The organism is Clostridium sp. SHJSY1 (genome assembly GCF_031626875.1).
Taxonomy (GTDB): domain Bacteria; phylum Bacillota; class Clostridia; order Clostridiales; family Clostridiaceae; genus Clostridium.
The window spans coordinates 45,955-59,790 of record NZ_JANDMF010000022.1; the positions used below are offsets into that span (position 1 = coordinate 45,955).

Genomic DNA, 13,836 nt, shown 5'->3' on the forward strand with positions numbered 1-13,836 from the left:
TATTCTCCTTTATCTATAATTTTTATTCATAAAACTTATCTTAAACTGTCCAGTAACTTGACAGTCAAGTTTTTTATAAATAAAATAGTTAAAAGAAAAACTTTTTAGAAGGTAGTGTTTATGAGTAGTTTTATAAATTTGAAAAAGTATTTATCTATAGGTGATTTTTCTAAATTATCTGGTATAAGCAGAAAAAATCTAATCTATTATGATGATATAGGCCTATTAAAACCTGCATTAGTAAAAGAAAATGGATATAGATATTATTCATATAGTCAATTAGATCTGGTGAGTATAATCTTATTTTTAAAAGATTTAGATGTTCCATTAAAAGACATAAAAAGTTATATAGAAAATATATCTCACTATAATCTAATTCAATTAATTAGCCATCAAAGAGATAAAATATTTGAAGAACTTAATAGGTTAAATCAAATGAATTATATTATAGAACAGAGAACTAAAAATATAGCTATGATGTCTAATGTTAATTATAATGATGTATTTTTAGAAAATTGTGAAGAAGAAGCTTTGTTCTTAAGCCCTGATTTTACTTTTTCTACTTCTGATATTGATCTTGAAGAAGACTTTGGTAATTTCCTTGATTATTGTTATAGTAAAAAAATTCTATATGGCTATCCTGTAGGTGTATGCGGTAAATATAGTGATGTACTTTCTGGCAAACCTCATTTATATAATTATTTTTATAAACTATCTCCCAATATGAAATCAATAGAAAGAACTTTCAAGCCTTCTGGTCTTTATGTCACAACTTATGATAATAGTTATTTAGCTGAAGACTTTAAGGTTTTTCAGAGGATAGATGATTATATACAAAAAAATAACATTTCTGTATATGGAGCTGTTTATATAGAAAACATATCAGATGAAATGATTACAAAAAGTCCCAATAAATATTTATCAAAAATTTCTGTTCAAGTAACAAAAGGTGCTAATACTTAAATATAAAAAAATACATACTCTCTTGTAAGGGTATGTATTTTTTCATATTTACTACTATTTGTTATTATTCATTTAATTTTCTTAGTTTATCTAGTTTTATCTTTAAAGTTATCTGTACTACAAATTTATTTTCTGTTTTTACTGCATTAAATTCACCTTTATGCATTTCAATAATCTTTTTACATGTTTTAAGTCCTATTCCTGTACTTTCTGCTAACTTCAAATTATTTAATTGATTTTCTATAGAAATGAATACTTTTTCATTTTTGATGTAATATTCTACTTGAATTACTTTAGATTTATCAGCATATTTGTAAATATTAGAAAAAATATTATCAAAAACCCTTTGTATTGAAATTAAATTTACATCTAAATAAAATGGTTCATAACAAAAATTTGCATTAATTACAAAACCTTTTTCCTCTAGCATAAAAATTTGCTCTTGCATTATTTGTTCTAATAATTCATTTCCATTAAATATTTCTAATTTCATATCATCATTAGTGTTAAAAACTATAAAATACTCAAATAATTTATCTGATAGATGTTTAATTTGATAAGCTTTTTCTCTACTGTTATGGATATATTGCTTAAGTATTTCTTCTGTTTTATATTTTTTATATTCTATAATGTCTAAATATCCAACTAATGCTGTAAGTGGTGTCCTTAAATCATGAGACATTGCTGTGATTAATTCACTGTTTGCTAATCTTGCTTTATCTTCATTTTCTAATCTTTCTATAAAGGATTTTCTCATTTCATTAATACTTTGTGCTAGTGAAGAAAGTTCGTCGTTACCATCTATGGTAATTTGATAAGCCAACTCTCCACCTTCCAATATTTGTATTTCTTTTTCAAGTTGTCCAATATATGTTATTTTTCTATTGATAAAAAATAACATTAGAATTATAAAACATAACAATGATATTATAACGCCAATAAAAGCTACAATATAATAATATTTATATTCAAAAAAGCATTCCATATACATTTTTGCATTTGTATCTGAAAATGATATATCTTCCAAAGTATTGTTTGGAATAATTGGACTTTCTTTATATTTTTCATAATTTGTTGCAATATTATCTCTATCTGAATTATAAACTAAATTATTGCCTTCATAAATATAAATATCTATATACTTATATTTACGAATCCAACTCTCCATTTTATCATAATCATTTATTGCTAAATTATTTTCTGATACATATGTTTTAAACGCTGATATAGTTTGCCTTTTTTGATTTTCTAAAAAGGACGTTTTATCAAAATATTTATCTAATAAACTTTCACCTATCATTTGCAATAAGAAGAATATACAAACAGAAATAATAAATGAAAGTATTAATACTACTATTAATTTAACTTCCAATTTAGTTGATAAGAATTTTCTATTCAATTCTATACCCCTTTCCCCAAAATGTTTTTATATATTTGGGGTTTTGTGGATCTGGTTCTATTTTACTTCTTAAGTTTCTTATATGAACCATAACTGTATTATTGCAAGAATAAAAATAAGGCTCTTTCCAAACACTTTCATATAAGTTTTGTGCTGAGAATATTTTTTTTCGATTTTTAGCCATTAACAAAAGAATGTTATATTCAATTTCAGTTAGTATAACCTCTTTTTCATCTATATAAACTTCAGTTGAAGTTGTATTTATTTTCAATCCATCTAAAATAATCAAACCTGTTAAATCATTTTTTTCCTTCCCTTTATATATATAATATCTTCTAAGCAACGCTTTAACTCTTGATACTAATTCTGCATATGAAAACGGCTTTGATAGAAAGTCATCACTTCCTACAGAAAATCCCATGCATTTATCTGAATCTTGAGATTTAGCTGTTAAAAATAAGATTGGAGCACTTGTTTTTTCCCTTATTTCTAAACATGCTTTAAATCCAGATTTTACAGGCATCATTACATCAAGAATTATTAAATCAATACTTTCATCAACTTTGTTTACAGCATCTTGTCCATTTATAGCTTCGATTACTTTATAACCTTCACTCTCTAATAAGACACAAACTATTTCTCTTATCTCCTCATTATCATCTGCAATTAAAATCTTCATCATGCTATTCATTAAACCCCTTTCATTTATTATTAGTATATAATGTGATATTTTTTAAATCTATAGCATTTGTTTGACTTAAGAATTCTTAAGATTCTATATACGAGAATCTTAAGATGTTATCAATAAACTATTAACTTAGAAACAACTTAGTGGAAAGGAATAAATGATTGTGGAAAAGCAAAAAAAATTATTAATTATAAAATTATCACTAGTACTATTTGGGATAGTGATGCTTGCATTAGCATTTAAATATTTACCATATTTTCTTGAAATAACCGTATCACTAGATAAATTTAGTAATTATATACTTTCATTAGGTCATCTAGGTTCAATTGTATTGATTCTTTTTCAAACTTTACAAACAATAATTGCACCTATTCCAGGCGAAATAATTCAAGCTGCTGGTGGATATATTTATGGTGTACCACTTGGAATGATTTATTCAATATTGGGAATGATGCTTGGTGCTTTTATAGCTTTCTATTTCACCAAACTAATTGGTGCTTCATTTATAGAAAAATTACTAAAAAAGAAAAACTTTCAATGGATTATAGATATTATGGATAGTAAGAAGTTCTCTATAATCTTATTCATTATTTTTCTAGTTCCTGGATTACCAAAAGATTTTTTAATATATGTTGCAGGTTTAACACCTATTAAGCCTTCAAAATTCTTTGGGATTTTACTTATTAGCAGATTTCCTTGGCTTTTAGCTTCAGTAAGTATAGGTTCCAATATTCGTTATGGTAATTATGTATCAACCATAATAATATCACTTATTGCATTAGTGTCCTTTATATTTGGACTAGTTCATAAAGACAAGCTTATAGGTAAATTTTCAGAAGATAAAAAAATTAATTTATAAATATAAGGAGTAAATACATGATAAAAAAGTTTATACCCAATATACTAACATTTATTAATTTATCATTTGGAGTTCTTTCAATAATAGAAATCATGAATAAAGATTTTTTTATGGCTGCTATATTTATAATTATTGCTGCTTTAATAGATAGATATGATGGTAGAATTGCTAGATTATTAAATGTATCTAGCGAATTAGGAAAAGAATTGGATTCTTTAGCAGATTTAGTTTCATTTGGAGTTGCACCTGCTCTATTAACTTTTGTCAAATATAATTTTTCCAATTTTGATTTTAAAATAGCTGGTATCGTTTTTCTACTATTCTATATTATTTGTGGCTGTTATAGATTAGCAAAGTATAATTTGAATGACTTTGATGGTATTTTTAATGGAATCCCTATAACTATTGCGGGTTCACTTCTTGCATTATTTGCTTTAAGTGTGCCTAGTAATAATTTTTCTATATTTTTGTCAATGCTTTTAATTATATTTCTTGCTTATCTTATGGTCTCAAAATTTAAATTCAAAAAATTCTAAGTTTAAATAAATTTAATACAAAAGAGCCTCAAACTTTTTTTCTATAGAAAAAACATTAGTTTGAGGCTTCAACTTTACTTATAAAAAACAACTTTCTACTTTAATCAAAATTTCAACATTAGATATCAAGTCCTGCATGATGTCCTTGATATACTGCTGTTGTTATTGTAGATGGACGTACACAATCTCCTATTTCTCTAACAAAAGGTGCACAATCTATTAATTCTTCTACTACATTTCTTCTTGCTCTTTGTCCAAGTGCACAAATTACTGAAGTACCTGGTACAAGATATTCTTTTCCATCCACATCAGCACAAAGAACTCCTTTTTCTGTTACTTTTAACCCTTTATATTCTGTATGGACATGAATATTCCTCTTTTCTATTTCTGCTAATAGAATTGGTCTGTGTCTAATGTTAGCATCTGGAGCAAGTTCAGCTCTCATTTCTACTAAATGTACATTTTTACCTTCTTGTGCAAGATGTATTGCTGCTTCACATCCTGCAAGGCCTCCTCCAAGAACTATTACCTCATTACCAACCTTATCTTTTTCTAAATAGTAATCATTAACAACTACTACATTATCGCCATTTAAACCTGGAATTGGGGGAACAAGGGCTTCTGAACCAACAGCTATAATTAATGCATCAACATTTTCATTTTCTACATATTTCTTAGTAACAGTTGTATTTAAACGTATATCTACACCTGCATCCTTTGCTAATTTACCAAGAGTAACACCTAACTCGTACATTTCATACTTAAATGGAATTCCTTGCTCTCCTTTTAGTATTCCACCTAGCTCATCAGATTTTTCACAAAGTATAACTTTATGTCCACGTTTTGCAGCAGTAATAGCTGCTTGTAATCCTCCTGGTCCACCACCAGCTACAAGAACTTTATGGGAAGTAGCTGCAGGAATAATTTCTGTTCCATCTAATTCACGTCCAATTAATGGATTAACTGTACAACGTCTTGTAGATGTTGCAGCACGTTCTGCCATACAGGTAAAGCATCTTAGACATTTTATAATATCCTTATCTTGATTACTCATAATTTTTTGTGGAAGTTTATGATCAGCTAAAAGCGCACGTGCCATTTCAACAACATCAGCCTTACCACTTGCTATAATTTCTTCCATCATCTCTGGATCATTTAATGCCCCAATTGTTGCTACTGGAACACTTACATGCTTTTTAATTTCTGCTGCAAGATAAACATTACAACCATGATCAACAAACATAGAAGGATGTGTTATACCAAATCCTCTTTGATAAGTTCCAGCAGATACATGAAGTAAATCAACTCTTGATTCTATTAATTTAGCAATTTCAACTCCTTCTGAAAGATCATATCCACCTTCAAATAATTCAGAACCACTCATTCTAAATTCTATTGGGAAATCAGGTCCAACAGCTTTACGAACGCTATCAAGAACTTCTTGTGCCAAACGAACCCTATTTTCTAATGAACCACCATACTTATCTGTTCTCTTATTAAAATAAGGTGATAGGAATTGATTTATAAGCCACCCATGTCCACCATGTATCATAACCATTTCAAATCCTGCTCTTTTAGCTAATGCAGCAGTATCTCCATACGCTTCTACTATGTCATCTATTAATTCTTGAGTAAGCTCTTTCACTTCGCGACCATCTGGACGAACTCCAGCACTTGGCCCCCATTGAGCTAGTCCTTCTTTTTTATTCTTATCAGTTAAATAAGTTCCAGCATATTGCCCTGAATGAGACAATTCTACACTTGCAATTGCACCATGACGGCGAATAGCATCTGCAGTATATGTAAAACTTGCAAGTGAACCTACAGTTTCTAAATCTAAATGATACATATGCGATGCTTCTGTTTGTGGGTGAACTACACATTCACTAACAGTAACTGAAGCTGCTCCACCTTTAGCCCTTAACTCGTAAAAAGCTGTAGATGCTGGACCAATAGTGCAGTCAGCTGTAATATCTGTTCCTCCCATTGGTGCAGAAAACATTCTATTTCTAAAAGTTACACCTCCAATTTTAATTGATTTGCATAAGTTTGGATATTTTCTTTCCATAATTATAATTCTCCTTTAGTGCTTAATTTATATTTATCTTCATATACATACTACTTGTTAAATTATTAACCGTATTCATGTATAATGCTTATTTTCTGTTAAACTATTAACTCTTTTTTATAGAAACGTAGTTTTTATTTATCTATCTTTAGATTATCTTTTTCCTCTTTATGTACAAAACGATATACAAAAGTTAACCCAAATCCTATAATACAAAAAATTATAGCTATTAAAAATGCTCTTTGATAACTCTGGTCCACATTAAATATATTTTTCATAACTGTTGGTCCAAAATAACCTGATACTGCAAACCCAATAAACATTATTCCATAATTCACACTATTGTGTTTAGTTCCAAATTGGTCTGCAGTAAACCCAGGAAAAACTCCCATAAATGCTCCAAAGGATACACCTATACTTATAATGCCTATATAAAATTTTGTTACATCTCCTTGTCCTGAAAAATATAAGCATCCGAGCCCAGCAATCGCAATAATAAATGCAACTGCAAGAGTATTAATTCTACCTATTTTATCTGAAACATAACCTGCAGCAATACGTCCTCCTGTATTAAATAATGCTAAAACAGAGACTACAGTGGTCGCGGCTGCAACTGGCATTCCAATCATTCCTTGTGCTAAAGGAGATGTCATAGCAGAACACATCAGTCCATAGAATGCACCACATAATAATACTAAGATCATTACATAGAAAATAGGACTTGTTAACATTCCTTTCCAATCTTTTTCATTCTGACTCAATTTATTTCCTTGAGAATTTGATGGTGTCCACCCTTCAGGAATAAAGCCTTCTGGACATTTATCAATAAAGAATGAGCAAACACATACAACACTTAAAAATATAGCACCTATAATCTTAAATGCTATTGTTACCCCCAAATTATTAATCAATATATTTGCAACTGGTGGTACTATTACTGAACTAAATCCATAACAAGCAGTTGTAATACCTCCGACAAATCCACGCTTGTCCGGAAAAAATTTTATTGAATTACTAATTGTACATCCGTAAACCATTCCAATTCCAAGACCAGTAATAATTCCATATGCCACTACCAACATTCCTAATCCTGTTGCAAAACCTGATAAAATCATACCTCCACCAAAAAGTATTCCTCCAAAAAAGATAACTTTTTTAGGACCAAAAACATCATTAATTCTTCCACCTGATATCATTGTTATAGGTCCAACAGAATTGGTAACAGTGAAAACAATCGCTAAAGTTCCTGCAGTCAATGTAACACCAGTGATTTCACTCAAATAACTTGCCATAGGCGCTGCAAAAACACTCCAAGCATACATCGAACCAATGCACAAATTAATAAAACAACTTGCAATTAAAATAATCCATCTTTTTTTCGTTAGTTCCATAAATATCTTTCATACCTTTCTTTTGTTAATAATATCACAATTTCCTGCTAATAATATCACAATACAAACATCATGTAAATATAAATATATAAATATTTATATATTTTATTTTATATGTTTATTTTTTATAACATATTTACTATGATATAATTAAATATACATAATAACTTTATATATTTTTTAACATTACATTTATAATTATGATAATATTTAATGTGGTCGTATTTATGAGATTTGTCATAATTCATAATAAATAAAGTATTACCGAAAGAGGTGCATTTGTGAGAACACTTAAATTTGCAATTTTAGGCCTATTAAACAGAAGTCCTATGACAGGTTATGATATAGGAAAGGAATTTAATTTTCAATTAGTCGAATTTTGGAGTGCAAAGCACAGCCAAATATACCCAGAATTAAAAAAATTAGTTACCGAAAAACTTATAGTATATAATATCGAAATTAGTGGAGATGTATTAGAAAAAAAAGTTTATACTATTACAGAAAAAGGGAAACAAGAATTCTTAAAATGGCTAAAAAAAGATGAGCCTATGGAATCCACACCAAAAAATATTTTTCGCCTTAGAATGTATTTTTCAAATAATTTAGATTTAGATACCAGAATTCATTTATTAGAACAACAATTAGAACAACATCAAGACAGACTTACCTTTTTATATACACAACTTGATCCATATAATGGTATTCCACCTATTAATAGTGATGCTTTTGGAGATTATCTTGTTCTAAATGGAGCTATTATAAGAGAAGAATCTAGTATTAAGTGGTTAAACTTGTGCCTTGATTGTTGCAAAAACGGAAAAAAATAGCAATAAATAATTTTTTATTGCTATTTATTAAAAACTAAAATTTTATATTATCACTGGTCCATTTTCATATAAATACTCAAACTCCTCATTATCTTTCTTCCTAATTTGCAAATTACATTGTACATTTTGGGATAAATCAGGATGTAATTTCCATAATTTATAGAGTTTTGGGAGAAAAACTGGCCACATAGCTGCTTCGTATTCTCCATGAATTTCTCTATCTTCATTTGTTGGCATAGCATCTAAAGAATCTTTAATAAATGCTGGTGGCTCACTAATTCTTGTATTTACAGCTCCAGAAGTCACATGAATAACTCCACCTTCAATATCTTCCCACATGTGAACATTTATATCTACAATTTCATTTTTATCATTAAATATTCCTTCGACAATTACATGCTCAAGTGCTGTTTTAAATGGAAAATAGCTAAGATTAAATCGATTAATAACAACTCCATTTCCTCCAAATACAGGTTTACCTGGCACCATTGCCTCTGAAATCATATGTGCTGAATTTAAAAAACCATATTCTGCAGGAGATTTTACCCAACTAAATCTCTTATGTGCACCTGGTGCCCATAGATAATAGCACTTCTCCATATTTACCCAGAACCAATCTAGCATTTCTGCTGTAACTCCTGGAATAAAATGCTGACATTCCTTAATTGGAATATATCCTTTTTCTTTAAATTCATCTTTTAATTCTAAAGCAGACATTAATGATTTAGGCTTATCTAAAGGTTTGAAATTTAGTGTTTTTACATTAATATTATCTTGAAAAGGTATATATGTTTGTCCCCCATTAGGGACATATTTCATATTCTCCATATTAATTGTTCTCCTTTCAATTTTTAAGAATTTATTTCTATTGCAGTTTTATTAGCTCTTCTACCCATAACTACTTTTTTAATTAACCATGGTGTTACAATGGCACTTATCACAACTACAAATGCTAATTGTGCAATTGCATCATTCACATATTGTAAATATCTACTATCACTTTCCACCATTAAACTAGGTACTGTCATAGCTAAACCAGCGACACAACTTATTGCTGTTGCAGAATGCCCACGTTGTTTAAGTAACTTTGTATCAACTAGATATAGAGGAATAAAATTAATTATCATATATACTAAAAATAAAAGTATTCCTTTACCAATTGATTGAATAGCTAATTGTAAATTTATATTAACCCCAAGACAAAATCCCATAAATGGTATTAATACTTTGATTCCATCTTTTGAAAACTCTCTTATCTTAGGATCTAAACAACCTAAAATCATTCCTAATAATAGAGGTAAAAGTGTAGCTGCAATACTTTTATAATCTATCCCATTTCCATTAGCAAACCCTAAAATGCAAACTGGTAAAAATGGAAGACCTATCACATTAAGCAATACATAATTAACTCTATCTATTTCATCCCCATAGTCATTCATAAGTGCTATATAAAGCCCTGGATTACAACTTGTTAGACACGCTACCCAAGCTAGTGTGGATATACCAGCTACTCCATCCATTCCAAAGATTTTCATTATTAATATTCCTGATATAATCCCAATAAAGGCTTTTAACCCACTTAATATCCCACCTCTTTTTAAGCAAAGAAGTATTTGTTTAGGTTTAATTTGAATTCCAGTAAACACAAGCATCATACCAACTACACACATGGTTCCCTTACTTGTAAAAGTTGCTGTTAGTGGATTTCCTATCTGCAAAACATTAGGTATAAAGGTATTGATAATTGCAGCAATAGCCATTGGTATTACCATGGTTCCTCCAGGTATTTTTTGTACACGTTCTAGAATATTCATTTACTTTCATTCACCCTTTTCTTCCTTATCTTTTGCATGGTATAGGCTTTTGAGGACATCTAGGTTTTATTGCTCCTGCCTTAACAATTGCGCCTTCATCACAAGCTTCCATACATTTTCCACACTGACTACATTCATCTTGATCAATTACATGAATAAATTTTTTCTTTCCAAGAATTGCATCATCATCACATTCATCTGTACAATCTGTACAACCTATACATTTATCTGCAAGAATATGATAAGTTACAAATTTACTACAAATTCCTGCTCTACAAGATTTTTTAGTAATATGCTCTTCTATTTCAACCTTAAAATTTTTCATTGCACTTATTATAGTAGAAGAAAGTGTTCCATCAACTTCACAAAGTACTTGATCTTTCATTTCATTGCAAAGGTCTAGCAATAAAGCAATATCGCTTGCTTTTCCTTTTTTAAGAGAAATATCTGATAGAATCATATTAATTTGTGTAACACCTTCAAAGCCAAAAACACATCTTCCACAAGATTCCTTTGTATATATTTCTGCAATGTGTTTTAACTTGTCTAAAATACAATCATTCTCATCTAATATCGAAATATAATCTGTAGTAAGTTCAATTTCCTTCTCCAAATCAGATTCTCCTAAAAATATTCCCATAGGATAACCTAAATACATTCCTTTAAAGTTTCCTTTTACCTCAGCTACTTCTAAAATTTCTTTTCCTGAACTCTTCTTTTTAAAAGTATATTTTCCTTTTTTATTTACTCTTCCATCTATATATACATTCTTTGTTTCCACATCTAATAACATTTCTACAGTATATACTGACTTGTCTTCTTCTTTCGATGAAGGTATTGGTTTTTCACCCTCAATAACTTTTAAGATTGCACTAGAATTTCTATATACAAACCTAAAATTGCTATTAACTAAAATAATCTTTAAATTCATACCTGGATAATTTTTAGCTTCTGTTTGTAATTTTGATTGTAGTTCTTTTTCTTTTTCATCTAAAATAATATAATTTGTTTCTGCTTTTTTTGAATTTATAGATTCTAAAACTTCACAAGTTCTATTCTTTAAAATATCATTTGAAACTGGTGCTTCTTTATATGCTGATACTGCATTACATATTAAATATTTACTCATGCTTCTTTTCCTCCTCTAATACTCATTCCACAACTTAGAAGTCTTTAAGTTTAATCTTAAGTCACATTGTAAACAACGACTTGCTTCACACATTGCAGCTTCTTTAGATAAAGTTTTTTCCACAGTTTCAAAATTACATTTTCTCTTTTCAGCATTTAGAATTTCTGGTTTAATTCTTTCTAACTTAGAAAACCCAGAACATCTTCCAATATATGAATCAGGCTTTTTATCATCTAATAATTTCTCAGAAATATCACCATCTCCACCTAAATACTTATCAATTGATTCAGCACTTTTACGACCTGCTGCAATTGCTGATATTACTGATTTGGTGCCTGTAACTACATCACCAGCTGCAAAAATTCCTTGTACACTAGTTTCTAAATCTTCATTTGTCTTAATGTATGGTCCATGAGTTAATTCTATTTCCATATCTTCTGTTCCAGCAGGTCTTTGTCCAACCGCAAAAATAACATTATCTACTGATATTACTTCATTAGATCCTTCTACTAATTCAATAACTGCTTTTCTATCACTGTCAAAATAGAACTTTTTAACTTTTTGAAGTTCCACACCTTCTACAACATCGCTACCAGTGATTCTTAAAAATGAATGTGCATCATGTAAAATAATACCTTCTTCTTTTCCTTCTTCAATTTCATCTTTTGTAGCTGTTATTTGCTCTAAATTTTCAAGACATGCTATATGAACTTCTTTTGCACCTAATCTTAATGCTGTTCTAGCACAATCATAGGCAACATTACCACCACCTAAAACCATTACTCTCTCTTTCAATTCTACAGATTTTCCAATACGTACATTCTTAAGAAAATCAGTATTTACATATACTCCCATTAAGTCATTTCCTTCTATTGGTAGTTCAGTACCTTTATGTGTACCAATAGAAACAAGAACTGAGTCATAACCTTTCTCTAATAACTTTTTTGGTGTGTCTATTTTACTATTAGTTTCAATTTTTACTCCTGCTTCAACTATATCTTCAATTTCTTTATCAAGTAATTCGTCAGGTAAGCGATATGCTGGAATTCCATAACGACATTGCCCACCAGCTTTTGGATTTTCTTCAAACACTGTAACCGCGTGTCCTTTTTTAACAAGATAATATGCTGATGTTAATCCAGTTGGTCCAGCACCTATTACTGCAACCTTTTTTCCTGTTGGTTCTGATTTTCTTACTCTTCTCTTCCAAGCACCATCATCCTCTACAGCAGCTGCTTTTTTTAATTTACAAACTGAAATTGGATTTCCTAGTTCATTTCTCTTACAGTTATCTTCACATATGTGATTGCAAATACTTCCTAATGTTTCTGGAAAAGGAACCTTTTCACGTATTACTGCAGTTGCTTTTGAAAACTCTCCGTTTTTAATATAGCGAATGTATCTTGGAATATCTGTATGTGCTGGACAAGAAGCTCTACATGGAACTACCGAATTGCTATATGATACATCTTCTTTCATCAAACCTATTGCATCCATAATTGAGCCTGTTGGACATACTTCTATACAAGCACCACAAAATCTACATCCAGCCTCTTCAAGTGATACATTTCCATCAATCCCCACACGTATACCATCTTTTGTTCTTTGATAATCTAAAACCTTTACTCCTCTTAGTTCTCTACAAGCTCTAATACATCTTCCACACCTAATACATCTTGTAAATAGATGCTGTATCATTGGATTACTTGTATCATTAGCAACAGTTCTTGTTTTTTTTCTCCATCTTTCTGCACTAACGCCCATATACTGATATAAAGATTGTAATTCACACTTACCATACTTAGGGCATCCTGTACAATCTGCTGGATGTGTTGCTAAAATTAACTCCATAGCCATTTTTCTAGTTTTATCAGCTTTCTCAGATTTAACTTTTACTACCATACCTTCCTCTATTATTGTCTTGCAGGCAGGTACAGCATTATTTATGCCCTCTACTTCTACTGAACATAAACGACATCCACCAACTGCTTCTAAGTCTGGATGTTTACACAAATGTGGAATATAGATTCCAGCTTCAAGGGCAGCATCCAATATCGATACTCCTTCTTTTGCATCTATTTCCTTATCATCTAAAATAATCTTCATTTGATATTCCTCCTTAAAAAGTTAGCAGGCAATTTTATTGCCTGCCAAGATACCTC

Annotated in this window: 12 protein-coding genes; 4 read left to right on the top strand and 8 right to left on the bottom strand. The window is 29.7% G+C overall.

Going from position 1 to position 13,836, the window contains the following annotated elements; all coding sequences use genetic code 11:
• The first annotated feature begins 120 nt into the window (after positions 1-120).
• A complete protein-coding gene (locus NNC19_RS11530) occupies positions 121-963 on the top strand; it encodes a MerR family transcriptional regulator (protein ID WP_310938803.1) in 843 nt (280 codons plus the stop codon).
• Between the two features lie 64 nt (positions 964-1,027).
• Here the strand turns inward: NNC19_RS11530 and NNC19_RS11535 are convergent, their stop codons facing one another.
• The gene (locus tag NNC19_RS11535) at positions 1,028-2,362 is read right to left on the bottom strand and encodes a HAMP domain-containing sensor histidine kinase (RefSeq protein WP_310938804.1); all 1,335 of its coding nucleotides are present in this window, start codon (positions 2,360-2,362) and stop codon (positions 1,028-1,030) included.
• A complete protein-coding gene (locus tag NNC19_RS11540) occupies positions 2,355-3,044 on the bottom strand; it encodes a response regulator transcription factor (RefSeq protein WP_310938805.1) in 690 nt (229 codons plus the stop codon). The genes NNC19_RS11535 and NNC19_RS11540 overlap by 8 nt, the downstream gene beginning before the upstream one ends.
• Before the next feature lie 169 nt (positions 3,045-3,213).
• On the opposite strand from NNC19_RS11540, the gene NNC19_RS11545 reads away from it, so the two are divergent.
• A complete protein-coding gene (locus tag NNC19_RS11545; RefSeq protein WP_310938806.1) occupies positions 3,214-3,909 on the top strand; it encodes a VTT domain-containing protein in 696 nt (231 codons plus the stop codon).
• A gap of 17 nt (positions 3,910-3,926) precedes the next feature.
• A complete protein-coding gene (gene pssA, locus NNC19_RS11550) occupies positions 3,927-4,445 on the top strand; it encodes a CDP-diacylglycerol--serine O-phosphatidyltransferase (RefSeq protein WP_310938807.1) in 519 nt (172 codons plus the stop codon).
• A 118-nt stretch (positions 4,446-4,563) separates the two neighbouring features.
• On the opposite strand, the gene NNC19_RS11555 is transcribed toward pssA, so the two are convergent.
• A complete protein-coding gene (locus NNC19_RS11555; protein ID WP_310938808.1) occupies positions 4,564-6,513 on the bottom strand; it encodes an FAD-dependent oxidoreductase in 1,950 nt (649 codons plus the stop codon).
• A gap of 134 nt (positions 6,514-6,647) precedes the next feature.
• The gene (locus NNC19_RS11560) at positions 6,648-7,904 is read right to left on the bottom strand and encodes an OFA family MFS transporter (RefSeq protein WP_310938809.1); all 1,257 of its coding nucleotides are present in this window, start codon (positions 7,902-7,904) and stop codon (positions 6,648-6,650) included.
• 281 nt (positions 7,905-8,185) lie between these two features.
• Here NNC19_RS11560 and NNC19_RS11565 point away from each other — a divergent pair, with 281 nt between their 5' ends.
• Positions 8,186-8,731 carry a PadR family transcriptional regulator gene (locus tag NNC19_RS11565; RefSeq protein WP_310938810.1) on the top strand — a complete coding sequence of 182 codons (546 nt, stop codon included), beginning with the start codon at positions 8,186-8,188 and terminating at the stop codon, positions 8,729-8,731.
• 42 nt (positions 8,732-8,773) lie between these two features.
• Here the strand turns inward: NNC19_RS11565 and NNC19_RS11570 are convergent, their stop codons facing one another.
• From NNC19_RS11570 to NNC19_RS11585, 4 genes are read right to left on the bottom strand one after another with little or no spacing between them, the layout of a single operon-like run.
• Positions 8,774-9,559: a DAPG hydrolase family protein gene (locus tag NNC19_RS11570; protein ID WP_310938811.1), complete on the bottom strand. Its 786-nt coding sequence runs from the start codon at positions 9,557-9,559 to the stop codon at positions 8,774-8,776.
• Positions 9,560-9,582: 23 nt separating this feature from the next.
• A complete protein-coding gene (locus tag NNC19_RS11575) occupies positions 9,583-10,545 on the bottom strand; it encodes a 2-keto-3-deoxygluconate permease (RefSeq protein ID WP_310938812.1) in 963 nt (320 codons plus the stop codon).
• Between the two features lie 25 nt (positions 10,546-10,570).
• Positions 10,571-11,674, bottom strand: coding sequence for an NADH-ubiquinone oxidoreductase-F iron-sulfur binding region domain-containing protein (locus NNC19_RS11580; protein ID WP_310938813.1), 1,104 nt, complete (start codon positions 11,672-11,674; stop codon positions 10,571-10,573).
• A 15-nt stretch (positions 11,675-11,689) separates the two neighbouring features.
• Complete coding sequence (locus tag NNC19_RS11585; RefSeq protein WP_310938814.1) at positions 11,690-13,780, bottom strand: FAD-dependent oxidoreductase; 2,091 nt, start codon at positions 13,778-13,780, stop codon at positions 11,690-11,692.
• Positions 13,781-13,836: the final 56 nt, after the last annotated feature.